Annotated in this window: 23 protein-coding genes; 5 read left to right on the top strand and 18 right to left on the bottom strand. The window is 72.8% G+C overall.

Annotation, left to right across the window (positions count from 1 at the left end):
- Window positions 1–7: 7 nt before the first annotated feature.
- A complete protein-coding gene (gene tsaB / locus ACFYYR_RS11070; protein WP_388849868.1) occupies window positions 8–676 on the bottom strand; it encodes a tRNA (adenosine(37)-N6)-threonylcarbamoyltransferase complex dimerization subunit type 1 TsaB in 669 nt (222 codons plus the stop codon).
- A gap of 381 nt (window positions 677–1057) precedes the next feature.
- Between tsaB and ACFYYR_RS11065 the strand changes: the two genes are divergently transcribed.
- The gene (locus tag ACFYYR_RS11065) at window positions 1058–1624 is read left to right on the top strand and encodes a hypothetical protein (RefSeq protein ID WP_388849865.1); all 567 of its coding nucleotides are present in this window, start codon (window positions 1058–1060) and stop codon (window positions 1622–1624) included.
- A gap of 282 nt (window positions 1625–1906) precedes the next feature.
- Here ACFYYR_RS11065 and ACFYYR_RS11060 read toward each other — a convergent pair whose 3' ends face one another.
- From ACFYYR_RS11060 to ACFYYR_RS11010, 11 genes are all read right to left on the bottom strand, one after another.
- Window positions 1907–2137: a hypothetical protein gene (locus ACFYYR_RS11060; protein WP_388849862.1), complete on the bottom strand. Its 231-nt coding sequence runs from the start codon at window positions 2135–2137 to the stop codon at window positions 1907–1909.
- Window positions 2138–2510: 373 nt separating this feature from the next.
- On the bottom strand, window positions 2511–3050 hold the full coding sequence (gene tsaE, locus ACFYYR_RS11055) for a tRNA (adenosine(37)-N6)-threonylcarbamoyltransferase complex ATPase subunit type 1 TsaE (protein ID WP_388849860.1): 540 nt from the start codon (window positions 3048–3050) through the stop codon (window positions 2511–2513).
- 125 nt (window positions 3051–3175) lie between these two features.
- The gene (locus ACFYYR_RS11050; protein ID WP_388849857.1) at window positions 3176–4375 is read right to left on the bottom strand and encodes an alpha/beta fold hydrolase; all 1200 of its coding nucleotides are present in this window, start codon (window positions 4373–4375) and stop codon (window positions 3176–3178) included.
- A gap of 134 nt (window positions 4376–4509) precedes the next feature.
- Window positions 4510–5688: an alanine racemase gene (gene alr / locus ACFYYR_RS11045; protein ID WP_388849854.1), complete on the bottom strand. Its 1179-nt coding sequence runs from the start codon at window positions 5686–5688 to the stop codon at window positions 4510–4512.
- A 247-nt stretch (window positions 5689–5935) separates the two neighbouring features.
- The gene (locus ACFYYR_RS11040) at window positions 5936–7015 is read right to left on the bottom strand and encodes a L,D-transpeptidase (protein WP_388849851.1); all 1080 of its coding nucleotides are present in this window, start codon (window positions 7013–7015) and stop codon (window positions 5936–5938) included.
- A 213-nt stretch (window positions 7016–7228) separates the two neighbouring features.
- Entirely contained in the window at window positions 7229–8683 is a 1455-nt protein-coding gene (locus ACFYYR_RS11035; protein ID WP_388849848.1) for an NAD(P)H-hydrate dehydratase, read from the bottom strand.
- A gap of 124 nt (window positions 8684–8807) precedes the next feature.
- Window positions 8808–9176 carry a holo-ACP synthase gene (locus tag ACFYYR_RS11030; RefSeq protein WP_388849845.1) on the bottom strand — a complete coding sequence of 123 codons (369 nt, stop codon included), beginning with the start codon at window positions 9174–9176 and terminating at the stop codon, window positions 8808–8810.
- 112 nt (window positions 9177–9288) lie between these two features.
- Complete coding sequence (glmS, locus tag ACFYYR_RS11025) at window positions 9289–11136, bottom strand: glutamine--fructose-6-phosphate transaminase (isomerizing) (protein ID WP_388849842.1); 1848 nt, start codon at window positions 11134–11136, stop codon at window positions 9289–9291.
- Window positions 11137–11326: 190 nt separating this feature from the next.
- Entirely contained in the window at window positions 11327–11629 is a 303-nt protein-coding gene (locus tag ACFYYR_RS11020) for a hypothetical protein (protein WP_388849839.1), read from the bottom strand.
- 124 nt (window positions 11630–11753) lie between these two features.
- Entirely contained in the window at window positions 11754–12563 is an 810-nt protein-coding gene (locus tag ACFYYR_RS11015) for an ABC transporter permease (protein ID WP_388849836.1), read from the bottom strand.
- Entirely contained in the window at window positions 12560–13552 is a 993-nt protein-coding gene (locus ACFYYR_RS11010) for an ATP-binding cassette domain-containing protein (protein WP_388849833.1), read from the bottom strand. Before ACFYYR_RS11010 ends, ACFYYR_RS11015 begins: the two co-directional genes overlap by 4 nt.
- A gap of 162 nt (window positions 13553–13714) precedes the next feature.
- Here ACFYYR_RS11010 and coaA point away from each other — a divergent pair, with 162 nt between their 5' ends.
- The 3 genes from coaA (at window position 13715) to ACFYYR_RS10995 (ending at window position 18301) form a co-directional block, all read left to right on the top strand.
- Complete coding sequence (gene coaA, locus ACFYYR_RS11005) at window positions 13715–14713, top strand: type I pantothenate kinase (RefSeq protein WP_388849830.1); 999 nt, start codon at window positions 13715–13717, stop codon at window positions 14711–14713.
- A 202-nt stretch (window positions 14714–14915) separates the two neighbouring features.
- Window positions 14916–15860, top strand: a complete 945-nt coding sequence (locus ACFYYR_RS11000; protein WP_388849827.1) for a DUF389 domain-containing protein — start codon at window positions 14916–14918, stop codon at window positions 15858–15860.
- Window positions 15861–16081: 221 nt separating this feature from the next.
- Window positions 16082–18301 (top strand): NADP-dependent isocitrate dehydrogenase, encoded by a 2220-nt coding sequence (locus ACFYYR_RS10995; RefSeq protein ID WP_388849825.1) that lies wholly within the window; start codon window positions 16082–16084, stop codon window positions 18299–18301.
- A gap of 336 nt (window positions 18302–18637) precedes the next feature.
- Here the strand turns inward: ACFYYR_RS10995 and glmM are convergent, their stop codons facing one another.
- The 4 genes from glmM to ACFYYR_RS10975 form a co-directional block, all read right to left on the bottom strand.
- The gene (glmM, locus tag ACFYYR_RS10990) at window positions 18638–19996 is read right to left on the bottom strand and encodes a phosphoglucosamine mutase (RefSeq protein ID WP_388849822.1); all 1359 of its coding nucleotides are present in this window, start codon (window positions 19994–19996) and stop codon (window positions 18638–18640) included.
- A gap of 153 nt (window positions 19997–20149) precedes the next feature.
- Window positions 20150–20644, bottom strand: a complete 495-nt coding sequence (gene rpsI, locus ACFYYR_RS10985; RefSeq protein ID WP_351511208.1) for a 30S ribosomal protein S9 — start codon at window positions 20642–20644, stop codon at window positions 20150–20152.
- Between the two features lie 43 nt (window positions 20645–20687).
- The gene (gene rplM, locus ACFYYR_RS10980) at window positions 20688–21131 is read right to left on the bottom strand and encodes a 50S ribosomal protein L13 (RefSeq protein ID WP_351511206.1); all 444 of its coding nucleotides are present in this window, start codon (window positions 21129–21131) and stop codon (window positions 20688–20690) included.
- 506 nt (window positions 21132–21637) lie between these two features.
- Complete coding sequence (locus ACFYYR_RS10975; RefSeq protein WP_388849818.1) at window positions 21638–23257, bottom strand: ABC-F family ATP-binding cassette domain-containing protein; 1620 nt, start codon at window positions 23255–23257, stop codon at window positions 21638–21640.
- 57 nt (window positions 23258–23314) lie between these two features.
- Between ACFYYR_RS10975 and ACFYYR_RS10970 the strand changes: the two genes are divergently transcribed.
- Window positions 23315–24151, top strand: coding sequence for a hypothetical protein (locus ACFYYR_RS10970; RefSeq protein WP_388849815.1), 837 nt, complete (start codon window positions 23315–23317; stop codon window positions 24149–24151).
- 695 nt (window positions 24152–24846) lie between these two features.
- Here the strand turns inward: ACFYYR_RS10970 and ACFYYR_RS10965 are convergent.
- Window positions 24847–25359 (bottom strand): SUKH-3 domain-containing protein, encoded by a 513-nt coding sequence (locus ACFYYR_RS10965; RefSeq protein WP_388849812.1) that lies wholly within the window; start codon window positions 25357–25359, stop codon window positions 24847–24849.
- A 57-nt stretch (window positions 25360–25416) separates the two neighbouring features.
- Window positions 25417–25998: a hypothetical protein gene (locus ACFYYR_RS10960; protein WP_388849809.1), complete on the bottom strand. Its 582-nt coding sequence runs from the start codon at window positions 25996–25998 to the stop codon at window positions 25417–25419.
- Between the last annotated feature and the right edge of the window lie 17 nt (window positions 25999–26015).

Raw genomic sequence — 26015 nt, 5'->3', positions numbered from 1 at the left:
GCTTCGGTCACTTCGGGGTGACCACCTTGTAGTTGGCGGGCACTTGGGCGTCCGGGCGGCGCAGGTAGAGCGGCCGGTCCGGGAGGAAGTCCGCGCCGGAGGCGAGCCGTTCGGCGGCGAGCGCGGCCAGCGCGGCCGCGGACTGGTACTCGGGCATCCCGTCGGGCACGCGGGTGAACACCTCGGGGTAGAGCAGCGCTCCCGCGCCGACGGCCGGCTCCCCGGCGACCTGCTCGGCGATGTCGGCGGGCCGGTCGACGGCGGGTTCGGTGACCCGGGTGCGGGGATCGGCGTACCGGGCCCAGTAGACCTCCTTGCGCCGGGCGTCCGTGGCCACGGTGAAGGGGCCGTCGAGGCCGGCCTGTCCGGCGGCGTACGCGAGGCCGTCGAGCGTGCACAGCCCGTGGACGGGGGCGCCGGTCGCGGCGCCGAAGGCGGCGGCGGTCACCAGGCCGACCCGCAGCCCGGTGTACGGGCCCGGACCGACCCCCACGACGATGCCGGTCACCGCGTCGATCTTCGTCCCGGCGGCGCGCAGCACCCGGTCGACGGACGGCAGCAGCAGCTCCCCGTGCCTCCGGGCGTCGACCTGGTGGGACTCGGCGAGGACGCGGTCCCCGTCGTGCAGGGCGACCGTGACGGCGGGGGTGGCGGTGTCAAGAGCGAGCAGCAGCACGGGTACAGCCTACGGCGCGTTCCGCGGCGCCCGGTGCGGTCCGGCCACGGTCCGGCCACCGGGGGCCGGCGGGGAGGGCCGCGCTCGGGCGGGGGTGTGTGCCTCGGGGTGCCGTCGCGGGGGCCTTCGGCAGGGGCCTTTCGGCGGGGCACTTCCGGCAGGGCGCTTCCGGCCGGGTACTTCCGGCCGGGTACTTGCGGGCGGGTACTTGCGGCGAGGTTCTCCGGGCGGGCTGCGGATCCCCGGGACGGCGGTGCGCGGAGGCCGGTGCTCGGGGCGGCGGTGCGGTTGCACGCCCGGGCGCGCAGGTGTACGGGCGTGCGGTGCTACGGTCGGGCCGGTAACGCGGGCAGCGGACGGACCGGACGAGAGGCGGCAGGCGTGGCACGGAGCAACTCGGGGGCGATCGTGACCGCTCTCACGGCCGCGGCGCTCGCCGCGGTCGGCTTCCTCGCCTACCAGGCGTCCGCCAGCGCCCCCGCCGTCGCGGCCAAGCCGCGCCCCTCGGCCTCCGCCGGTGAGCACCACCGCACGGAGAAGCCCGGTGGCGCGGGGCGGACGTCGCGGCACGCGATCCCGGAGAACTCCGGCACCGGTCTCCGCGTGGTCTACGCGCTGGGCCAGAAGCGGGTCTGGCTGGTGGGAGCGGACGGCCGGGCCGCCCGCAGCTACCGGGTCACCCCGAGCAAGATCAGCCCCGCGCCCGGGCAGTACACGGTCACCGGCCGCTCCGCGCTGATCCCCGGCTCCGACGGGGTCCCCGTCGAGCACGTCGTCCGGTTCGCCTCGGTGGACGGAGTCGTGGTCGGGTTCAGCGCCGCCGTCGACGGCTCGAAGCCCGACCCGGTCTCGCAGAAGAAGACCGGCGGCATCCGCGAGGAGCGGGCGGACGGCAAGGCGATGTGGGCGTTCGCGGCCATCGGCACCAAGGTCGTCGTGGTCACCTGAGGGCGTGTGCGGGCGCCCGAGGGCGTCTTGACCGCCTGAGGCCGGGTGCGAGAGCCCGCTCCCGGGCCGCCGGTCCACCCGAAAGGGGTACCCGGCAACCGCCGGGGGTTCCTTCGCGGCTGCCGCGGCGAACGGTGTGCGGGTGCCGGCCCGGCACCGGAAGAGGTACCGGCGAAGCGCCGGTCGTCGTCGACTGGACGCGCGCCGGACGGAGCGCTGTGCGGCGTCCTGGCGGGCTCGCTGCCCCGACTCGGTCGGCGTCTGCCCCCGTCCGTCTCCGGGCTACGCGGCGTCCTGGCGGCCCGTTCCCCCCGGAGCGGGAGTGCGTGCGTCCGGTTCGCCCTCGGCCTCGGGCGGGGTGGAGACCGCGCTGGCCGCCGCGCAGGCCGCCAGCAGCTGGCTCATCGAGGGCGACGCGGCGGGCGGGGCGGCCGGCGAAGGCGACCGCGGAGGCGACTGCGCGTCGCGCCGGGCGGGGCTCGGCGCGTCGGCAGCGGGCTCATGGCGCGGCATGGATGCCTCCCGGGGCTCCTGGTGCAGGCAAAGTTAGGCAGACCTAACCACGTCTCTGTCTCCATGTGACCATGCCCGGTACCGCGCGCGCAACATCTTCCCGACGGCTTGTCGGAACGTACATCAGGGGGAGCGGCCCGCTCCGGGTCCGGGCCGGACAGCGGCAGGCCCGGCGCAGCCCGTACCGGCCGAACGGCGGCGCTCCGTACGGGAGCGGTGAGCGGAGTGCGGTGGGCGGAGTGCGGTGGGCGGCCGAGGCTGCGCGGCCGGGCTCAGGAATGACCGGGGTCGGGCAGGGCGGCCGGAGCCGGGGGCCGCACGGGAAGAAAGTCGCGCCGACCGCCGTGGGCGAAGCCGTGCGGGCGGGTCCGGGTCAGCCGGCCAGCGGGGAGAGGTCGGCGGCGGCCCAGCGCGGCCCCACGCCCGTGATGACGACCTCCCGCTCGTCGTTCTCGGCCGTCTCGTCGCCCTCGGTCCGGCCGATGACCACGTGCAGACGGTCCTCCGAGAGGTCCTCGACCTTCCCGTCGCCCCACTCCACGACCACCACGGAGTCGGGGAGCGAGACGTCGAGGTCCAGGTCCTCCATCTCGTCGAGACCGCCGCCCAGCCGGTACGCGTCGACGTGCACCAGCGCGGGGCCGCCGCTCAGCGACGGGTGCACCCGGGCGATGACGAACGTCGGTGACGTGACCGCCCCGCGCACCCCCATGCCCTCGCCGAGCCCGCGGGTCAGCGTCGTCTTGCCCGCGCCCAGCTGTCCGGTCAGCAGCACCAGGTCACCGGGGCGCAGCAGTTTCGCCAGCCGGCGCCCCAGCTCCTGCATCTGCTCGGGGCTGTGGACGGTGAGCTGCGCGGTGGCGGCGGGGGCACCGGCGGGTGCCACGGTGTGCGGGTCGTACGGGGCGTTCATACCGGCCGATGGTACGGGGCGGGAGGGCCTTCCCGCCGCCGCTGCGCCGCACGGAACGGGCCCCGGGACATCCCCGGCGGCCCGTGGACCGGATCGCGGGGGCCGGGGCCGGTCCGGGGCTCCCGCTACCCCCGCGCCGAGCGCGGCGCGCGGTCCGCCGGGGCCGTCACGCCCGTCCGGGCCAGCAGCTCCGTCAGCCGTTCCGTCACGGTCTCCGGGTGCTCCAGCATCACCAGATGGCCCGCGTCGGGGACGAGCACCAGCTCGGCCGCCGGCAGCCGTTCGGCGATCGCCTCGCTGTGCGTGCTGGGCGTCACCAGGTCGTGCCGGCCCGCCAGCACCAGGACCGGCAGGTCCCGGAAGGCCACCAGCGCCTCGGCCTTGTCGTGCTCGTCGAAGGCCGGGTAGAACTCCGCGACCACGTCGATCGGCGTGGACTCGATCATCCGCTCGGCGAACCGCGCCACCGCCGGGTCGACGTCCCGGGAGCTGAACGAGTACCGCTTGATCAGCCCGGCGAAGAGGTCCGCGGTCGCCCGCCGGCCCCGCTCGACCAGTTCCACCTGGGAGCCCAGGGCCCGCAGCATGCCGGGCAGGATGCGCCGCACCGCGTTCACCCCGGCGACCGGCAGCCCGTAGTTGACCTCGCCGAGCTTCCCGGACGAGGTGCCGACCAGCGCCACCCCCACCACCCGGTCGCGTATGTACTCCGGGAAGTGGTGAGCCAGGGCCATCACCGTCATGCCGCCCATCGAGTGCCCCACCAGCACCACGGGCCCCTCGGGCGCCGCCGCGTCGAGCACCGCCCGCAGATCGCGGCCGAGCTGGTCGATGCTGACGGGGACGCCGTCGGCCTGCGCCAGCCCGCGGGCGGAGCGGCCGTGGCTGCGCTGGTCCCAGTGGACCGTGCGGACCACGCCGCGCAGCGCGGCCCGCTGGAAGTGCCAGGCGTCCTGGTTCAGGCAGTAGCCGTGGCAGAAGACGACGGTCACCGGGGCCGGCCGGCGGCGCCCGAACCGGCGGCGCCGGCGCGGCGCTTCCTGCTCCGGCTCGACCTCGTCGACCTCGTAGTAGAGCTCGGTGCCGTCGTCGGCGACGGTGCGCCCCGGGGTGCCCCGGAGGCTGCCGTACGGGCCGGTGGCGTCCAGCGCGAGGCGCGCCTTCCGGCGTATGCCCCGGCCGACGGTGAGCCGTTCGACGGCGACGCCGGCGGCCGCCCCGGCCGCGATCACCCCGATCGCCGCGCCCGCCAGGCCGGCCCGGCGCCAGCCGCCGGCCGCGGACGTGACCGCACGTCCCATGTCCCCCGCCCCGCTTTCGCCCATGGTGGTGCCGCTCCTCGTCGCTGTTCGTCCCCGTCGGTGCGTGGTGCAGCCGAGCCGTCAGGCCCGGGGCCCGTCGTGCGACCGGGCCGCGCTCGCGGCTCCGGTCCGGTCCGGTCCGGTCCGGACGACAGACCCTAGTGCTCGTCCTCGTGGACGTGGACGCGCGGCACCCGCGCTCCGATCCGGGTGACGATCTCGTACCCGATGGTGCCCGCCGCACGCGCCCAGTCCTCCACGGTGGGCTCCCCCCGGTCCCCCGGGCCGAACAGCACCGCCTCGTCGCCCACCCGGGCCGTGTCGCCGCCGAGGTCGACGACGAACTGGTCCATGGCGACCCGGCCCGCGACCGTCCGCCACTTGCCGCCGACCAGCACGGGCCCGGTGCCCGAGGCGTGCCGCGGGACGCCGTCGGCGTAGCCGACCGGCACCAGGGCCAGCGTCGTCTCGCCGGGGGTGACGTAGTGGTGCCCGTAACTGACGCCGTGTCCCGAGGGCACCTGCTTGACCAGGGCGATGTCGGCGGAGAGCGTCATCACCTGACGCAGGCCGAAGTCCGACGGCAGGCCGATCTCCGGGCTGGGCGAGACGCCGTAGACGGCGATCCCGGCGCGCACCAGGTCGAAGTGGGACTCGGGGAGGGTCAGGGTTGCGGGCGAGTTGGCCATGTGCCGGACCTCGGGCTTCAGCCCGGCCCGCCCGGCCTCCGCCAAAGCCTCGTGGAACACGCCCAGTTGGGCCGCGATCGACGGGTGTCCCGGCTCGTCGGCGCACGCGAAGTGCGACCAGACGCCGGCCACCACGAGGGTGCCCTCGGCCTCGGCGGCGCGGGCGGCGGCGGTCAGTTCCGGCCAGGCGGCGGGCGGGCAGCCGTTGCGGCCCAGCCCGGTGTCGATCTTGATATGCACCCGGGCGGTGCGGCCGCAGGCCCGCGCGGCGTCGGTCACCTCGCGCAGCGCCCACATCCCGCTCACCGACACGTCGATGTCGGCCTCGATCGCGGCGCGCCACGGACCCCCGGGCGTCCACAGCCAGCACAGCAGCCGGCCGGTGTCCCCCGCCGCGCGCAGGGCCAGGGCCTCTTCGGGGGTCGCCGTACCCAGCCAGGCCGCCCCGGCCCGGCGGGCGGCGCGGCCGCAGGGCACCGCGCCGTGGCCGTAGGCATCCGACTTGACCACGGCCATGAGGTCGGCGCGGGGCGCGCAGGCGCGCAGGGCCCGCACGTTGGCGCGCAGCGCGGCCAGGTCGACCACCGCCCGGGCGCGCATCGGAGTGGGGGGAAGTCCGGTCGGCTCCCCGCCTGCTGGTGCAGTCATCGGGGACAGTCTCTCACCGGGCGCCCGGCCGGCGCCGGTCTCGTCCGAGTCTGTCCGGAAAGTCAGGTGCGGGGGTGGTGTGCGGCCCAGTGCGGTGTGGTGTGCGGCCGGGTGCCTGCCCGGCGTCCGGCCGGGTCCGACGCCGCGGTCGGCCGGATATCGGGGCGGCGGTCGGCCGGGTCCCGCGCGGCGGTCGGCCGGTCAGGTCCGGCCCGGCGGCCGGGCCGGATCTCGGGGCGGTGTCCGGTCAGGTTCCCGGGCGGCGGCCCCAGGAGTAGACGCGGTCGTCCAGCCGGAGCGCGTCCCACATCCGTTCGGCGTCCCCGTACCGGAGGTTGACGCAGCCGAACGAGCCCTCGTCCGGGTCGTAGATGTTCCCGTAGACCCCGTGGAAGGCCTGCCCGCCGTTGAAGAACTGCGCGAAGGGCATCGGGGAGTGGTAGATCGAGGAGACGTGATCCTTGTTCCGCCAGTAGACGCGGTTCCAGCCGACACGGGTGGGGTAGCCGGGTTTGCCGCTGCGGATCGCCACCGGCCCGAACACGACCTTCGTACCCTCCTGCACCCACATCAGCTGACGGGGCAGATCGACACAGGCGACCCGCTCGGCGACCTCGGGGCAGTCGCCCGCGGCGTTCGGATCGGGCACGGCCCGCAGCAGCCGGATGTGGCCGTAACTGCTGGGACCGGCGAAACCGATGGCGGGGGTGATGTTCTCCTTCGTCTGCCAGTCGCGGATCGCCTCGCAGTCCTCCTTGGACTGCCGTCCGTCGACGGGCAGCTCCAGGAAGTCCTCGACCTCGCGCTGGTACGGACCGACGGCGTGGGTGCAGCGCAGCGGGCCGGCGGCCTCGTCGCCGGGCTGGACCTCGTCCGGCGGCACGAACTCCACGATGGGCTCGTCGGCGGGGGGCGGTGCGTACGGCCCGGGGGCGCGGGGGTCCGGGTGGCGCTGCGGGGCCGTTCCGGGGCCGGGATCCTTCGGGGAGCCGGGGTCCTTGCGGGCATCCGGGGCGGCGTGGGCGTCCGGGGCCTCGCGGGTGTCCGGAGCGGGGGAAGTCTCCGCGGTGCCCGGTGTGCTCTGCGGGATCTGCGGCGGCAGCGCCTGGTCGGGGGTGTCCACGTGCCGCTCGTGGGGGCCGGGCGGAATGCCGGGGACGAGCCGGTCCAGCGGCACGGCGACGGCCCCCTTGCCGTCCGGCGGCTGCGGATCCCCGGCGTCCGCCACCGCCGCCGTGGCGACCGTCAGCGGCATCAGGACCGCGATGGCGACCGCTGCCGCGGCGGGACGACCTCTCCTCTGCACCGTCTTGACCGGTGGACGCATTCCGTTCCTCTCCACGGCGGCGGGACTCGCGGCCCACGCGGGGCGGGGAGGCTCGCCACAGAACGATCCGGACGGAATTACCGGTCCCGCCGGGCCCGCCCCGACCCACCGCCCCGGCCCGGACACCACCCCGATGCCACGCGGTTTCCGCCCATGAGGCGCAGTGGAGGGGAGCCGGGTGACCCCGGCCCGGGGGGCGGGACGACGCCGCGCTCAGCGCGTCCGGACGTCGCGCCAGGCCGGGGCGAGGGACTCGGCCACATCGGAGGCGCCCACCGGACTCCCCTCCCGGCCCGCCGCGTGCCGCCCCGCCAGGCCGTGCAGATACGCGGCCGTCGAGGCCGCCTCGCGGGCCTCCAGTCCGGCCGCGAGCAGCGCTCCCCCCAGCCCGGACAGCACATCGCCGCTGCCCGCCGTGGCCAGCCAGCCGGTACCGGTCGGGTTGACTCGCACCGGGCTGCCGGAGGCGTCGGCGACCAGCGTCGTCGATCCCTTGAGCAGCGCGGTGGCCCCGTACTCCGCGGCGAGCCGGCGCACCGCGGCCAGCCGCGCCGCCTCCACCTCCTCGCGCGCCGTGCCCAGCAGCGCGGCCGCCTCGCCCGCGTGCGGGGTCAGCACGGTCGCCGCCGCGCGGGAGCGGAGCCGTTCCCGGTCCAGCAGCCGCAGTCCGTCGGCGTCCACGAGCACCGGGACGTCGGAGGCGAGGACGTCGTCCAGCGCCTGCCGGGCGTCGGGGGCGTCGCCCAGGCCCGGCCCGACGACCCACGCCTGCACCCGCCCCGCCTTCGCGGGCGGCCCGGCGTGCACCAGCGCCTCGGGGAAGCGGGCGATGACCGCCTCCGCGGCCGGGCCGACGTACCGTACGGCGCCCGCCCCGCCCCGCAGCGCGCCCGCCACCGCGAGGACCGCCGCGCCCGGATAGCGCGCCGAACCGGCCACCACCCCCACCACGCCGCGCCGGTACTTGTCGCTCTCGGGCACGGGCACCGGCACCCGTTCGGCGACGTCCGCGTGCTGCAGCGCCTCGATGTCCGGCGTCGCGGGCAGAAACGGGGCGAGGCCGATGTCGATCAGCCGCAGCGCGCCGGTCCGCTCCGCCGCGGGGTCGACGAGCAGGCCGGGCTTGTACGTGCCGAAGGTGACGGTGGCGTCGGCGTGCACGGCCTCGCCCGCGACCTCGCCGGTGTCCGCGTCCACACCGCTGGGCAGGTCGACGGCGACGATGCCCGCGTGGGCGGCCCGGGCCGCCGCCACCAGCCGGGCGGCCTCCGGGCGCAGCCCGCCGCGCCCGCCGATGCCGACGATGCCGTCGACGACCAGGGCGGCCCGCGCGACGGCGTCCTCTCCCGCCCCGGCTGTGACGGTGCGTCCGCCGGCCCGGCGCAGCGCGGCGAGCCCGCCGGGGTGCGTGCGGTCCGGGGCGAGCAGCACGGCCGTGACGCCCGCGCCGCGCGCCGCCAGCCGGGCGCCGGCGTAGAGGGCGTCGCCGCCGTTGTCCCCGCTGCCGACGAGCAGCACGACGCGCGCCCCCGAGACCCGGCCGAGCAAGTCGGCGCAGGAGGCGGCGAGTCCGGCCGCGGCGCGCTGCATCAGCGCCCCCTCCGGCAGACGTGCCATCAGCTCGCGCTCGGCGGTCCGTACGGTTTCCACGCTGTACGCAGTCCTCATGGGCCCCAGTCTTCCCAAGACCGGGGCCGGCCGCGCGCGGTCGAGGAGTCCCGTCACCGATGTCCCGCACAGCCCCCGTTCGCCCCCGGGACGCCCGTCCCGGACGCACCTCACCCCCGTACGGTCACCCCTCGGCGATCACCACGGCCGACGCGACGCCCGCGTCGTGGCTCAGGGAGACGTGCCAGCCCCGGACACCCAGGTGCTCCGCCCGCGCGGCGACGGTGCCCGTCACCCGCAGCCGCGGGCGGCCGCTGTCCTCGGTGATGACCTCCGCGTCCGTCCACAGCAGGCCGGCCGGCGCGCCGAGCGCCTTCGCCAGGGCCTCCTTCGCGGCGAACCGTGCGGCCAGCGAGGCCGTGCCCCGGCGTTCACCGCTCGGCAGCCACAGCTCCCGGTCGATGAACAGCCGGCCGGCCAGCGCCGGGGTGCGCTCCAGCGCGGCGCCGAACCGGTCGATCTCCGCGACGTCGATCCCCACCCCGATGATCACGACAGCGCTCCGCCCACGAGGCCGAGCCCTCGGCGCCCCGCCGCGGGCCGCACGGCGGAAAGCGCCCCGGGAGGCACCGGAGCGGGCGACGGAGCCGTGGTGGCGGCTGCGGTCACTCGACCGTCACCGACTTGGCGAGGTTCCGCGGCTGGTCGACCTCGTTGCCCCGGGCCGTCGCCAGCTCGCAGGCGAAGACCTGCAGCGGCACCGTCGCCACCAGCGGCTGGAGCAGCGTCGGCGTGGCCGGGATGCGGATCAGGTGGTCGGCGTACGGGGCGACGGTCTCGTCGCCCTCCTCCGCGATCACGATGGTCCGCGCGCCACGGGCCCGGATCTCCTGGATGTTGGAGACGATCTTGTCGTGCAGCACCGAGCGTCCGCGCGGCGACGGCACGACCACCACCACCGGCACGTCCTCCTCGATCAGCGCGATCGGGCCGTGCTTGAGCTCGCCCGCGGCGAAGCCCTCGGCGTGCATGTACGCCAGTTCCTTGAGCTTGAGCGCGCCCTCCAGGGCGACCGGGTAGCCCACGTGACGGCCGAGGAAGAGCACCGTGTCCTTGTCGGAGAGCGTGCGCGCCAGCTCCCGGACCGGCTCCATGGTTCCCAGCACCTCGTCGACCTGGGTGCCGATCGCGGACAGCTCGCGGATCACGGACCGGATCTCGTCGCCCCACTTGGTGCCCCGCACCTGCCCGAGGTAGAGCGCCACCAGGTAGCAGGCGACCAGCTGCGTCAGGAACGCCTTGGTCGACGCGACGGCCACCTCCGGGCCGGCGTGGGTGTAGAGGACGGCGTCCGACTCCCGGGGAATGGTCGAGCCGTTGGTGTTGCAGATGGCGAGGACCTTCGCTCCCTGCTCGCGCGCGTGCCGCAGCGCCATGAGGGTGTCCATGGTCTCGCCGGACTGCGAGATGGCGATGACCAGGGTGCGGGGGTCCAGGATCGGGTCCCGGTAGCGGAATTCGCTGGCCAGCTCCGTCTCGCAGGGGACCCGGGTCCAGTGCTCGATCGCGTACTTCGCGATCATGCCCGCGTGGAAGGCGGTGCCGCACGCCACGATGACGATCTTGTCGATCTCCCGGAGCACCGAGGCGGGGATGCGGACCTCGTCCAGGTGCAGGCTGCCCGCGGCGTCGATCCGGCCCAGCAGGGTGTCGGCGACGGCCTTCGGCTGCTCGGCGATCTCCTTGAGCATGAAGTAGTCGTAGCCGCCCTTCTCGGCGGCGGAGGCGTCCCAGTCCACGTGGTACGCCCGGACGTCGGCCGGTGCGCCGTCGAAGTCGGTCACCGTCACCCCGTCCCGGCGCAGTTCGACGACCTGGTCCTGGCCGAGTTCGACGGCCTCCCGGGTGTGCGCGATGAACGCGGCGACGTCGGAGGCGAGGAACGCCTCGCCGTCCCCGACGCCGACCACCAGCGGGGAGTTGCGGCGCGCGCCGACCACCACGTCCGGGGCGTCCGCGTGCACGGCGACCAGGGTGAACGCGCCGTCGAGCCGGCGGCACACCAGACGCATGGCCTCCGCCAGGTCGTTGCACGAGGAGAACGACTCGGCCAGCAGGTGCGCCACCACCTCGGTGTCCGTCTCGGACTCCAGGGTGTGTCCCCGCTCGGCCAGTTCGGCGCGCAGCGAGGCGAAGTTCTCGATGATGCCGTTGTGGACGACCGAGACCCGGCCGGAGTTGTCCAGGTGCGGGTGGGCGTTGACGTCATTGGGCGCGCCGTGGGTGGCCCAGCGGGTGTGCCCGATGCCGGTGCCGCCGCTCGGCAGCGGCCGGGTCGCCAACTCCTTCTCCAGGTTGGCGAGCTTGCCCGCCTTCTTGGCCGCCGCGAGTCCGCCGTCGGCGAGGACGGCGACCCCGGCCGAGTCGTACCCCCGGTACTCCAGGCGCTTCAGTCCGGCGATGACGACGTCGAGGGCGGACTGCCCTCCCACATACCCAACGATTCCGCACATGCGGGCAGCCTACGTGTCCGGCCCGGACGCACCTGTCCGCGCCCCGCCCGGTACGGCGGAGCGCGCCGGGCCTCCCGGCCGGTCCGGGCCGACGGCCTCCCGGGGCGCCCGGGGCCGGGCGGCCCCGGCTCCCAGTGGCTTCGCGGTCCGGCGGCTCCGGAGACCGGCGCCCGGACCACCCGACCCGACGTCAGCAGCCCCGGTCGATCCGGTCGATGGCCTCCTGCACGAGGTCCAGGTACTCGACCTCCTCGCAGCGCGGCTTGCTGCCCATCTCGTACATGTCGAGACAGTCGGTCAGCTCCTCGCCGAGGTCCTCGTCCGGCAGGTCGGCGGCCAGTTCGCTGCGCACCCGGCCGGCGAAGTCCTCCCCCGGATCCCTCGGCCCCGGCACCACCGCCGAACGGGCCCGGCCGCCGCGGCCGCGGCCGTCCCGCGCGGTCCGGCGGCCGTCGCCCCCTCGGCCGATGAGATCACGAAGGCGTGCGGACATAACGGTCCTCTCGTGGCACATGGCGATCTACGGCTCGTCCCCCTGACATTCGGAAGCTAGCGCCGAATGCCCCGTACCGATAGACCTCGTACGGAGGACGGCCGGTTGTTCGGATGTGCCCCGATCAGACGCGTGCCCGATAGGCGCGGAGGGCGAGCGGTATGAACACCGCCGCGATCGCCGCCGCCCACAGCAGCGACCAGAGGACCGGCCCGGCCACCTCGCCGCCGGTCAGCAGACCGCGGAAGGCGTCGGAGAGATGGGTCACCGGATTGACGTCGACCCAGGCCTGGAGCCAGCCGGGCATGGTGTCGACCTGCACGAACGCGCTGCTGGTGAAGGTGATCGGGAAGATGATGGTGAAGGCGAAGACCTGCACCTTCTCCGGGTCGCCCGCCAGCATGCCGATGAGCACCGCGGCCCACGACACGGCCGCGGCGAACGTCACCAGCAGCAGCGCGGCGGCGAGGAACCCGTCGAGCCCGGTGGTGATCCGGAAGCCCAGCAGCATGCCCAGGCCGATCATCAGCAGCATCGCCCAGAGCTGCTTGGCGAGATCGGCGGCGATCCGGCCGAACAGCGGGGCCGACCGGGCGATCGGCAGACTGCGCAGCCGGTCGAACACCCCCTTGGTGAGGTCGGAGTTCAGCGCCATGGCGGTGTACATGGTCATGAACAGGGTGTTCTGCACGATGATGCCCGCCAGGGCGTACTGCAGGTACTCCTCGGGCGACCCCGCCATCTGGCCACCGAAGACAAAGGTGAACAGGAAGACGAACATGATCGGCGTGATGCTGAAGTCGACCAGTTCCAGCGGGTTGTGCTTCACGGACACCAGGCTGCGCCACGCCATGGTGACGATCTGCTGAAGCGCCGCACCGGGGCGCACCCGGCCGCTCTTGGTCAGCGGTGCGGCGACCGCCCCGGCGGTCATGCCGAGCTCGCCACCTTCGCGTAGCCGTCCTCCTCGGAGGGCCCCTCGTCCGTCGTCGGCTCGGCCTTGTGGCCGGTGAGCGCCAGGAACACCTCGTCGAGGCTGGAGCGGCGCAGGGTCAGCTCGCCCACCGCGATCCCGGCCTGGTCCAGCCGCCGCACGACGGCGGGCATCAGCGCGGGGTCCTTGACCGGAGCGGTGATCACCTCGCCCTCGATCTGCGTCTGCGGCCCCGCGGCCTCCACCACGAGGGCGTGGGCCGACGGGAGGTCCTCCGCGGCCACCGGCCGCAGCTGGAGCACCTGGCCGCCCACCGCCGACTTCAGCTGGTCCGGGGTGCCCTCGGCGATCACCTTGCCCTTGTCGATCACCACGATGTCGTCGGCGAGCTGGTCCGCCTCATTCAGGTACTGGGTGGTGAGCAGCGCCGTGACACCGTCCGCGACCAGACCGCGCACCAGCTCCCACAGCTCGATGCGGCTGTGCGGGTCGAGCCCGGTCGTCGGCTCGTCGAGGAACAGGATCTGCGGCCGGCCGACCAGGCTGGCCGCCAGGTCCAGCCGCCGCCGCATACCGCCGGAGAACGTCTTCGCCGCGCGGCCCGCGGCGTCACTCAGCTGAAAACGGTCCAGCAGCTCCCCGGCCCGGGCCCGCGCCTCGCCCCGCGGCAGGCCCAGGAGGCGGCCGATGAGCAGCAGATTCTCGGTGCCGGTCAGATTCTCGTCGACCGCGGCGTACTGCCCGGTCAGCCCCACGACGGAGCGGACCAGGCCGGGCTCGCGCAGGACGTCGTGCCCGGCGACCGTCGCGCGGCCGGCGTCCGGGCGGATCAGCGTCGCGAAGATCCGGACCGCGGTCGTCTTGCCCGCCCCGTTGGGGCCCAGCATGCCGAGCACGGTGCCGGAGCGCGCGGCCAGATCCACGCCGGCCAGCGCCTGGGTCTCCTTGAACCGTTTGGCCAGGCCCTCCGCCTGGATCGCGTACGTCATGGGCTTCCCCTCGACTCCGGTACGGGTGCATCGGCTTCCACACCTCCCACAACTGTGACGCACACCACTGACATTCCACCCGGCGAGGACCAGCAGGTGACCGGCCGGGCACAGCGGGGCGTGAGCGACGCCACGCCCCGCGCCGTCCGCCGAGCGAACACAATGAAACGTGTGATCACCTCTCCAGCGCGCAGCACCCAGCGTCGGGCCGAGACGAGCCCGTATGTGGACCTCACCCGCGCCGAGTGGAGTGCCCTCCGGGAGCGGACGCCGCTGCCCCTCAGCGCGGAGGAGGTGGAACGGCTGCGCGGGCTGGGGGACGTCATCGACCTCGACGAGGTCCGCGACGTCTATCTGCCGTTGTCCCGGCTGCTCAACCTCTACGTGGGCGCCACCAGCAATCTGCGGGGCGCGCTGAACACCTTCCTCGGTGACGCGGGCAACGGCCACGGCTCCCAGCCCGGGACCCCGTTCGTGATCGGCGTCGCGGGCAGTGTCGCGGTCGGCAAGTCGACGACGGCCCGGCTCCTCCAGGCGCTGCTGGCGCGCTGGCCCGAACACCCGCGGGTGGAGCTGGTCACCACCGACGGTTTCCTGCTGCCCAACGCCGAGCTGCACCGGCGCGGACTGATGTCCCGCAAGGGCTTCCCGGAGTCCTACGACCGCCGCGCCCTGACCCGCTTCGTCGCCGATGTGAAGTCCGGCAAGGACGAGGTGACCGCGCCGGTCTACTCGCACCTGGTCTACGACATCGTGCCCGGCGAGCGGCTGACCGTGCGCAGGCCGGACATCCTCATCGTCGAGGGGCTCAACGTCCTCCAGCCCGCCCTGCCCGGCAAGGACGGCCGCACCCGGCTGGGCCTCGCGGACTTCTTCGACTTCAGCGTCTACGTGGACGCGCGCGCGGAGGACATCGAGCGCTGGTACCTGGGGCGCTTCCGCCAGCTGCGCCAAACGGCGTTCCAGAACCCGTTCTCGTACTTCCGCAAGTACACCCAGGTCTCCGAGGACGAGGCGCTGGACTACGCCCGGCTGATGTGGCGCACCATCAACCGGCCGAACCTGGAGCAGAACGTCGCGCCCACCCGCAGCCGCGCCACACTCGTCCTGCGCAAGGGGCCGGACCACAAGGTGCAGCGGCTCAGCCTGCGGAAGCTGTAGCGGCGGGCGGGGACCGAGCGTTTCCTGACGCCCGGGGGCCGGGTGCGCCGGGGGCCCGGGCGCCGTCGCGGCGCGCGTGCGGCCCCTCCCCCGCTCCGCGGCCGAGGCGTTCCCGCTCCGTGGCCGATGCTTCCCGCTCCGCGGCTGATGCGTCCCCCGTCCGCGGCTGACGTGGCGCGGGTGCGGCACGTAGCGTGCCCCCATGCTGCACCTGCGCCTGATCGTCCCCGCCGACCGCACCGACGAGGTCGTCGCCCTGCTGGAGCGGACGGTCGGCACCGCCCACCTCGCCGTGCTGACCGGCGCCGCCCGCGACCCCGCCGGGGACATGGTGCTCTGCGATGTCGCCCGGGAGGCCGCGGACGAGCTGCTCGGCGCCCTGCGCGCGCTGGGCATCCACGCGACCGGCTCCATCTCGCTGGAGAATATCGACCTCTCGCTGTCCGAGCGGGCCGACCGGGCGGAGGAGGAGGCGCCCGGCGAGGGCGCGGACGCCGTGCTGTGGGAGCACCTGGAGGACGCCACGCACGAGGAGTCCACGCTGTCGGCGACCTATCTGGCATTCCTCACCGTGGCGACCATGATCGCGGCGTGCGGTGTGGTCCTCGACAACGCCGTCCTCATCGTCGGCGCGATGGCAGTCGGCCCGGAATTCGGGCCGCTCGCCGGGGTCTGCACGGCGGTGGTGCAGCGGGCACCGCGGCTCGCCTGGCGCTCGCTGGTGGCGCTGCTCCTCGGCTTCGCCGTCGCCATGGTCCTGACCACCGGCTTCAGCCTGCTCATGGACGCGCTCGGGCTGTTCCACTCCTCCGATGTGACGAGCGAGCGCCCGAACACCGACTTCATCTGGCAGCCGGACGCGTTCTCCTTCGTGGTGGCGGTCCTCGCCGGGATCGCCGGGACGCTCTCCCTGACCTCCTCGAAGTCCGGGGCGCTGGTCGGCGTGGCGATCTCCGTGACGACCGTCCCGGCCGCCGCCAACGCCGCCGTGGCGCTGAGCTACGGGCAGTACGCCCAGGCCCGCGGCTCCAGCGAACAGCTGCTGCTCAACCTGGCGGGCATCGTCCTCGCCGGGACACTCACCCTGATCGTGCAGAAGGCGCTCTGGGCCCGGCAGCGCAGGCTCACGCCGCCCGTGCGGGGCTGAGCGGCGACGGTTTCCGGCCATGGTCCGTACCCTGCGTACCGGGCGCCCGGACCGTGCCCCGCGCGGCTGAAGGGGGCCGACGTCCCGGGTGGTCCGCCCCGCAGGCCGGGACAGGCCGTGCGGGCGGCCCCGCGACCCCGGCGCGAGGGGGCGGTGTCGGGAGGGGGCACTCACGAGATATCTTGACATCGAGACGATTAGAGACGTGAAGCGGAGTATCGATGACTGACTCGACCATCATCTACACGCACACCGACGAGGCCCCCGCCCTGGCGACGTACTCGTTCCTGCCGGTGATCCAGGCATACGCCTCGACGGCCGGGGTCAGTGTCGAGAGCCGCGACATCTCCCTGGCCGGGCGGATCATCGCGAGCTTCCCCGAGCACCTGGAGGAGGGCCAGCGCATCGACGACGCCCTCGCCCAGCTCGGTGAGCTCGCCAAGACGCCGGGCGCCAACATCATCAAGCTCCCGAACATCTCGGCCTCGATCCCGCAGCTGAAGGCCGCGATCGCCGAGCTCCAGGAGCAGGGCTACGCGCTGCCGGCCTACCCGGACGACCCGAAGACCGACGAGGAGCGCGACATCCGCGCCCGTTACGACAAGGTCAAGGGCAGCGCCGTCAACCCGGTCCTGCGCGAGGGCAACTCCGACCGCCGCGCCCCCGCCTCGGTCAAGAACTACGCCAAGGCGCACCCGCACCGGATGGGCGCCTGGACCCCCGAGTCCAGGACCAACGTCGCCCACATGACGGCCGACGACTTCCGCTCCACCGAGAAGTCCGTGGTCATGCCGGAGGCGGGCACGCTCCGCATCGAGCTGGCGGGCGACGACGGCAGCACCACCGTGCTGCGCGAGTCGGTACCGGTCCTGGCCGGCGAGGTCGTGGACGCGTCGGTCATGCGCGTCGCGGTGCTGCGCGAGTTCCTCACCGAGCAGGTCGCCCGCGCCAAGGCCGAGGGCGTGCTGTTCTCGGTGCACCTCAAGGCCACGATGATGAAGGTCTCCGACCCGATCATCTTCGGCCACGTCGTCCGGGCCTTCTTCCCGAAGACCTTCGCCGAGCACGGTGAGACCCTCGCCGCCGCCGGCCTGACCCCGAACGACGGCCTCGGCGGCATCCTCAAGGGCCTGGAGTCGCTGCCGCAGGGCGCGAAGATCAAGGAGTCCTTCGAGGCCGAGCTCGCCGAGGGCCCGGAGCTCGCGATGGTCGACTCCGACCGCGGCATCACCAACCTGCACGTGCCGAGCGACGTCATCGTCGACGCCTCGATGCCGGCCATGATCCGCACCTCCGGCCACATGTGGGGCCCGGACGGCAACGAGGCCGACACCCTCGCCGTCATCCCCGACAGCAGCTACGCCGGCATCTACCAGGTCGTCATCGACGACTGCCGGGCCAACGGCGCCTTCGACCCGTCCACCATGGGCTCGGTGCCGAACGTCGGCCTGATGGCGCAGAAGGCCGAGGAGTACGGCAGCCACGACAAGACCTTCGAGGTGCAGACCACGGGCACCGTGCGGGTCCTCGACGGCAACGACAACGCCGTGATCGAGCAGACCGTCAGCGCCGGCGACATCTTCCGGATGTGCCAGACCAAGGACGACCCGATCAAGGACTGGGTCAAGCTGGCCGTCACCCGCGCCCGCGCCACCGGCGACCCGGCCGTGTTCTGGCTGGACGAGGGCCGCGCGCACGACGCCAACCTCATCGCCAAGGTGAAGCAGTACCTCCCGGAGCACGACACCGAGGGGCTGCGCATCGAGATCATGGCGCCGGCGGACGCGATCGCGTTCTCGCTGGAGCGGATCCGCCGCGGCGAGAACACCATCTCGGTGACCGGCAACGTGCTGCGTGACTACCTGACCGACCTGTTCCCGATCCTCGAGCTCGGCACCAGCGCCAAGATGCTCTCCGTCGTTCCGCTGATGAACGGCGGCGGCCTGTTCGAGACCGGGGCCGGCGGCTCGGCGCCCAAGCACGTCCAGCAGCTCGTCAAGGAGAACTACCTGCGCTGGGACAGCCTGGGCGAGTTCCTCGCGCTGGCGGTCAGCTTCGAGCACCTCGCGCAGACCACCGGCAACGCACGGGCCCAGGTCCTGGCGGACACCCTGGACCGCGCCACCGCCACGTTCCTCAACGAGGACAAGTCGCCCAGCCGTCGCCTCGGCGGCATCGACAACCGCGGCAGCCACTTCTACCTGGCCCTGTACTGGGCCCAGGAGCTGGCCAAGCAGACCGACGACACGCAGCTCGCCGCGTCCTTCGCGGAGCTCGCCAAGACCCTCTCCGAGCAGGAGCAGGCGATCGTCGACGAGCTGATCGCGGTCCAGGGCACGCCGGCCGACATCGGCGGCTACTACCAGCCCGCGACCGCCAAGGCCGCGGCCGTGATGCGCCCGTCGAAGATCCTGAACGAGGCGCTGGCGACCCTCGGCTGACCCGCGTCGGCTGAATCACCGCACCACACCGGGGAGGCCCCCGGGCCCGCTTTCGCCGCGGGTCCGGGGGCCTCTTCGTCGGTGGGGGCCCGTTGTCGGTGGGGGCCCGTCGTCGGTGGGGGCCCGTTGTCGGGTGCCCCGTCGCCGGTCGGGCCTCGCCGCCGGTCGGGCCTCGCCGCCGGTGGCGGCGCGTCGCCGGTGGGGCGGCCGTCGGGGCCCGCACCGGAGCGCGGTCGCCGCGGCCCCCGGTAACGGCACAGGCCCCGGTAACGGCACAGGCCCGGCACCCCGCCCTGGGGGTGCCGGGCCCGTGGCCGGAATCGATGCGTACCGGGACTACCCCAGCGCGGACTTCACCACGTCGGCCAGCCGCCCCGCGACCGACCGCGCCTGGTCGATGTCCGCGGCCTCGACCATGACCCGCACCAGCGGCTCCGTACCGGACGGCCGCAGCAGCACCCGCCCCGTCGTGCCCAGCTCCCGCTCCGCGTCCGCGACGGCCGCCGTGAGCTCCGTCGACGTCGCCACCCGGGTCTTGTCCACGTCCGGGACGTTGATCAGCACCTGCGGCAGCCGCTCCATGACGCCCGCGAGCTCCGCCAGGCCACGGCCGGTGGCCGCCACCCGCGCCGCGAGCATCAGACCGGTCAGGGTGCCGTCGCCGGTCGTGGCGTGGTCGAGGATGATCACGTGGCCGGACTGCTCGCCGCCCAGGGCGTAGCCGTGCTCCTTCATCGACTCCAGGACGTACCGGTCGCCGACGGCGGTCTGCACCAGCTCGACGCCCTCGCGCTCCATGGCCAGCTTGAAGCCCAGGTTCGACATCACCGTGCCGACCACGGTGTTCTTCCGCAGGCCGTCGGTCTCCCGCATGGCGAGGGCCAGGACGGCCAGGATCTGGTCGCCGTCGACCTCGTTGCCCGCCGCGTCCACCGCGAGGCAGCGGTCCGCGTCGCCGTCGTGCGCGATGCCCAGGTCCGCGCCGTGCTCGACCACCGCGGCCTTGAGCAGGTCCAGGTGGGTGGAGCCGCAACCGTCGTTGATGTTGAGGCCGTCCGGGTCGGCACCGATGGTGACGACGTCGGCACCGGCCCGCGCGAACGCCTCCGGGGAGACCCGGGAGGCGGCACCGTGGGCCTCGTCGAGGACGACCTTCAGCCCGTCGAGCCGGTTCGGCAGCACGCCGATGAGGTGCGCGACGTAGTTGTCGAAGCCCTCGTCGTAGCTGCGCACCCGGCCCACGCCGGCGCCCGTGGGGCGCTCCCAGGGCTCACCGGAGGAGTGCGCCCCGTACACCGACTCGATCCGGTTCTCCAGCTCGTCGGCGAGCTTGTGCCCACCGCGGGCGAAGAACTTGATCCCGTTGTCCGGCATCGGATTGTGGCTGGCGGAGAGCATCACGCCGAGGTCGGCGCCCAGCGCACCGGTGAGATACGCCACCGCTGGGGTGGGCAGCACACCGACGCGCAGGACGTCCACGCCCGCGCTGGCGAGACCGGCCACCACGGCGGCCTCCAGGAACTCCCCGGACGCACGCGGATCACGCCCCACCACCGCCGTCGGACGATGGCCCTCGAACGTGCCCGCCTCGGCGAGCACGTGCGCCGCGGCCACCGACAGACCGAGCGCCAGCTCAGCCGTCAGATCCGCGTTGGCGACACCGCGCACACCGTCCGTGCCGAAGAGTCGTACCACTGGTGTCCTCCGAGTTGCTTGGAAACTGTCGGGAATTGAGCGCCTTCTGTCTGTATACGCTCCTGGACGGCCATAAACGAACGCCCCGGCAGCACGTGGTGTGCCGCCGGGGCGGTCCATCGAACGCCGGCGCGAAACGCGCCAGCCGATCGATTAGCGCTTGCTGTACTGCGGCGCCTTGCGGGCCTTCTTCAGACCGGCCTTCTTGCGCTCGACCGCACGGTCGTCGCGGCTCAGGAAGCCGGCCTTCTTCAGCGGGCCGCGGTTGTTGTCGACGTCCGCCTCGTTCAGCGCACGGGCGACACCCAGACGCAGGGCACCGGCCTGGCCGGAGACGCCGCCACCCGAGATGCGGGCGATGACGTCGTAGCGGTCGTCCAGCTCGAGCACCTTGAAGGGCTCGTTGACTTCCTGCTGGTGCACCTTGTTCGGGAAGTAGCCCTCAAGGGTGCGACCGTTGATCTTCCACTGACCGGTGCCCGGCACGATGCGGACACGGGCGATGGCGTTCTTGCGACGCCCGAGGCCGGCAGCCGGCTGCGGGTCGCCGAAGCGGGACGCGAGCGACTCGGAGGTGTACTCCGACTCGACGGTCTCGGTGGTGTATTCCTCGACCTCGATGGGGGTCTCGGCGGTGGTCTCGGCCACGGTTCTCCTCAGATTCTCTTCGTCTTAGGGGGTGTGGCCGGGACTACTGCGCGACCTGGGTGATCTCGAACGGGACCGGCTGCTGAGCAGCGTGCGGGTGCTCGGAGCCCGCGTAGACCTTCAGCTTCGAGAGCATCTGACGGCCCAGGGTGTTCTTCGGGAGCATGCCCTTGATGGCCTTCTCGACGGCCTTCTCGGGGTTCTTCTCGAGCAGCTCGTCGTAGCGGACGGACCGGAGGCCGCCCGGGTAGCCGGAGTGGCGGTAGGCCATCTTCTGCACGCGCTTGTTGCCGGAGAGGTGCACCTTGTCGGCGTTGATGATGACGACGAAGTCACCGGCGTCGACATGCGGCGCGTAAACCGGCTTGTGCTTGCCCCGGAGAAGGGTCGCGGCCTGGGTCGCCAGACGGCCCAGGACAACGTCCTGCGCGTCGATGATGTGCCACTGGCGCTGAATATCGCCGGGCTTGGGGCTGAACGTACGCACGGTCGTAGCCTTCGCTTCTTCAGTGAGTGGTGTCCTGACAAGGCCACCCGGACGATCACGACAGCCTTGGCGGCACGCGGGGACGCAACCCGTGTACCTGCCGCTGGTCATCGGCCCGGTGGACCGGCGTAACGGCCTCTCACGTGAGAACGAGCAAGCCAGTACGCATAACGAACTGGCAGAATACCGGCCGCGCCCCGCACGGGTCAAAACACCCCGATCGGAGTACGCGCAGCGGCCTCGCCGGGACGGCACCCCGTGCGGGTCGGGTCCCGGCTCCGCGGAACGGGGGTCCGCGGACGCGGCGGCCCCACGGGCACTGGCGGACGAGGGCGCCCTTCCGCCGTCGTCACACCCCGTCCATCACGGTACGTCACCGCTGTGACCAGGAGCCCCGCCCCCGATCACCACCCCCGGAGTGGGGCCCGCCGACCGGGGCGGTGCCCCTGCAGTCCCCGGGCCGGACGGCCACGGGGCCGCCCCGGCCCGGGAGGGCCGCGGCGCCGTCAGCGCGCCCGGGCCACCCGGCCCTCGTCCCACACCGGCTCCGGGGTCTCCCGGACCACCCCGTCCGCCCCGAACACCAGGAAGCGGTCGAAGGAGCGGGCGAACCAGCGGTCGTGCGTCACGGCCAGCACCGTCCCCTCGTACCCCTCCATCCCCTCCTGGAGGGCCTCCGCGCTCTCCAGGTCCAGGTTGTCGGTCGGCTCGTCCAGCAGCAGTGCCGTGGTCCCCTCCAGCTCCAGCAGCAGGATCTGGAAGCGGGCCTGCTGCCCGCCGGAGAGCTTCTGGAACGGCTGGTCGGCCTGCGGCTCCAGCTCGTAGCGGCGCAGCACGCTCATCGCCCGGCCGCGGTCCCGGGCGTGCTCGGTCCACAGGATGTCGACCAGGGTGCGCCCCTCCAGCTCGGGGTGGGCGTGGGTCTGGGCGAAGTGGCCCGGGACCACCCGGGCGCCCAGCTTCCACTCCCCCGTGTGCGCCACGTCCTCCCCCGCCAGCAGCCGCAGGAAGTGCGACTTCCCGGAGCCGTTCGAGCCGAGGACCGCGACCCGCTCGCCGTAGAAGATCTCCAGGTCGAACGGTTTCATCAGCCCCGTCAGCTCGAGGTTCTCGCAGGTCATCGCGCGCACCCCGGTCCGGCCGCCGCGCAGCCGCATCCGGATGTCCTGCTCCCGCGGCGGCTCGGGCGGCGGCCCGGCCTCCTCGAACTTCCGCAGCCGGGTCTGCGCGGCGCGGTAGCGGGAGGCCATCTCGTCGCTCCGGGACGCGTACTGCTGCATGTCCAGCACCAGCCGCTTCAGCTGGGCGCGCTTCTCGTCCCAGCGCCGGCGCAGCTCCTCGAAGCGGGCGAAGCGCTCCTTGCGCGCCTCGTGGTACGTCCCGAAGCCGCCGCCGTGCACCCAGACGTCCGACCCGGCCGGGCCGGGCTCCACACTGACGATCTTCTCCGCCGACCGGGCCAGCAGCTCGCGGTCGTGCGAGACGAACAGCACGGTCTTCCGGGTCTGCCCCAGCTGCTCCTCCAGCCAGCGCTTGCCGGGGACGTCCAGATAGTTGTCCGGCTCGTCGAGCAGCAGGACCTCCTCGGGCCCGCGGAGCAGCGCCTCCAGCACCAGCCGCTTCTGCTCGCCGCCGGAGAGCGTCCGCACCTGGCGCCACTGCGCCCGCTCGTACGGGACCCCCAGCGCGGCCACGGTGCACATGTCCCAGGTGGTCTCGGCCTCGTAGCCGCGGGCCTCCGCCCAGTCGCTGAGCGCCTGCGCGTACGCGAGCTGGGCCGCCTCGTCGTCCTTCGTCATGATCGCCAGCTCGGCCTCGTCGACGGCCTTCGCGGCCTGCCGGATCCGCGGCTGCGCCACCCCCACGAGGAGGTCCCGGACCGTTCTCTCGTCCCGCACGCTGCCGACGAACTGCGGCATCACCCCGAGCCCGCCGCTGGAGGTCACCGAACCGCCGTGCGGCTGGAGTTCCCCGGACAGCAGCCGCAGCAGGGTGGTCTTGCCCGCCCCGTTGGCTCCCACCAGGGCGACCGCCGCGCCCTCGCCCACCCGGAACGAGGCGTCAGCGAGCAACACCCGGCCGTCGGGAAGGTAGTACTCGACATGTGCTGCTTCGAGATGGCCCATGGTGATCGATTGTCACCACTGAACGCCCGCTCTTCCAAGCGGTTTAGGATTCGCGCCATGAGCTTTGGGCAAGGAGGGCCAGTGGACTCCGGCGGATCGAACCGGTCGACGCCCGACTGGGGCGCGTTGGCGGACCGCACGGCAGCCCGCAACCGCCGCCGCAAGGGCATGCTGATCGGCGGCGGCGCGCTGGCGACGGCCGCCGTGGCGGTCGTGGTCGCGGCCGTGGTGGTGAACTCGGGCAGCACGGACGACAGCGCCCAGGACCTCCCGTCGCCGCAGACCCTGCCCAGCGAACCGCAGCAGCCCGAGCCCTCCTTCTCGGACGTCTCGCCGCCGCCCCCGCCGGACCCGCGGGACTTCATATCCACCAAGGAGAAGGACCGGGCCCCGCTCAGCGCCGGCACGCTCTTCCCCGCGGAGACCATGTCGACGGGCGCCGGCTCGTACAAGAAGGGCGCCTCCGGCGCCACCAAGAGCTGCGCCTCCGCCGCCTCCAGCCGTCTGGGTGCCGTCCTCAGCCGCAACGACTGCGACCAGGTCATCCGGGCGACGTACGAGAAGAGCGGCGTGGCCGTCACGGTCGGCGTGGCCGTCTTCGACACCCAGACCCAGGCCTCCCGGGCCAAGAACCAGGCCGCGGGCAACATCCAGTCCCTCGCGGGCAAGGGCGTACCGTCCTTCTGCCGCGCGACGGCCTGCCGGCTGACCTACAACTCGGTCGGCCGCTACGCGTACTTCACGGTCTCCGGCTACACCTCGGGCAAGCCCGTCAAGCCCTCCGACACCCGCGCCCGCCAGGCGGGCAAGGACGTCGCGGACTACGCGTTCTCCCGGATCGTGGAGCGGGGGAACCGGCAGGCTTCGGCGGCGGCTGCTGCGCAGACGGGGTGAGGGGCGGCGCGGGGCGCAGGAGGGCAGGCCTCGGTCACGCCGACATCGACGTCACCGCCGGCGTCTACGCCCACGTAGGACGCCGCCTCCAACGTCAAGCCGTCCACACCCTGGGCACGCAGTCGGCCTGACCGACGACGACTCCAATAGCCCACCCGCTAACCACTCGCCGCGGCCGCGTCCGCTGATGCTGCCGCCAAACGGCGCAGAAGCCCCACCGAAATCACCCTCGGCGGGGCTTCTGATGCATGCAGGGCCATCCCCGATCGAAGCCGCAGGAAAAAGCGGATCAGGGCAGACGCCTAGAGATCAGCCCAGTTGGTCCAGTTCGGCACGGATTCTTGCTGCTTCAGCACGAGCAGCGGCCGCTTCGGCTTCAGCCCTCTGGCGATCTTCCTGATGGATCAGAAATCCAGCCAGCGAATCCAACGCGCCTGCAATCCTTTCCCGCCACACGGCAAAGGATTCGGTTTCGCGCTCACCTCGGGGCCTTTCGCGCCGAATTGCTCGCAATCTTTGAAGTGCTGCACGCAACTCTGGAGAGACAGGCACAAGGCTCACCCAGATCCACTGACTAGAGGCAAGAACCCATGCAGGCGCCTCATTAACCTCGCCAACCAGCAGAGTCCACCCGGGTTGGGCGCCGCGCCAACGATGGTTGGGCGACCATCACTGTCCGGGGTTCAACGAGGGAGTCAAGCACTGCCCGGCCACGGCCTCACCTCCTCAGGGGCATGCACACAAACCAGTGGACGATCGGCTCGCACCATGAAGTCCAGACCTGCGAGGGGTGTGTCCCCAAGACTCCAGATGAGGCCATTCGCACAAGCGACCAGCGCGCCGGATCGCTCCATGAAGACATGCGAATAGCTAAGCCACCAGCCGATGGGGAACCAAGCCCCGTTCAGCGCCGAACCGATCGCCACGGCTTCATCTTGATGCCTGTTCCCGACCCCTACCGGGTCGGCGATGAACGGTTCTCCGTTGATGAAGTTCGGGCCTTGTTCATTGACCGGCTCGACCCGCAGCCCAGAGAACGACTCAAGAAAACCGAGGACCGTGCGACTCGTGACGTACCCGCGGGCTTCCAAGGCTTGCACCTCAGCGGACACGTCGACCCGACGCCCAGGATGCCATCCAGACGCCTCCAGAGCGGCCACGGTGCCGGGATCCAAGCTGAGCACCGGATCCTGCGACTCTGCGTCCACTAGTAGCCCCCCAACCCGTTCTTCACTCGACGGCATGCCCGACATGGGGTGGCAATTTCAGCATGAGCGCCCCGGCTGCGCACCCGCCTCCCGCAAATCAGTAAGAGAGTCGCCGATAACGGCACTGTGACCGTCCAGGCCCTCAAGCCGCAACGCGCTTTCCAGGTAGTGGATCGACCGATCTCTCAGGTAGTCGAACTCGATCCCACACATGAGGATGAGGTCGATGCACGCCGTGCGGGAGTTGACGTTCGAACCGGTTTCAAGGATCTCCACGTACCCCGGATAGGCGAGAACGATTTCCTGCATGCATCGCTCTCGTGATGCATGCCCGTAGACGTCCGGATCTTCCTCGTTCACCACGGCTGCGGACAGGTCGGAGAGCAATCCGAGAATCAAATCCTCTGAATGCTCCGCACTGCGCCAGAGGCAGTGAACAAGGCTGGCCGCCACGGCCGTCGAAGCTTCGCAGAGCAGCCCTTGCGCGAAAATCACGCGTTCCACCCGGCCGGAAGCCTCCAGCGCCGTCCCCCGGTCCTTTGCCCCAGCCAGGTCACGGATAGCCGACTCGAGACCGCGGGCATCACCGCTCACTCCCTGAAGCGAGGCCCACGGGTGCCTTGTCAACTCGATCTCCATACACCCCTCCACCCTCG

The sequence above is a fragment of the Streptomyces sp. NPDC001922 genome (genome assembly GCF_042891165.1).
Classification (GTDB): domain Bacteria; phylum Actinomycetota; class Actinomycetes; order Streptomycetales; family Streptomycetaceae; genus Streptomyces.
This window is presented reverse-complemented; position numbering and strand designations above follow the sequence as displayed.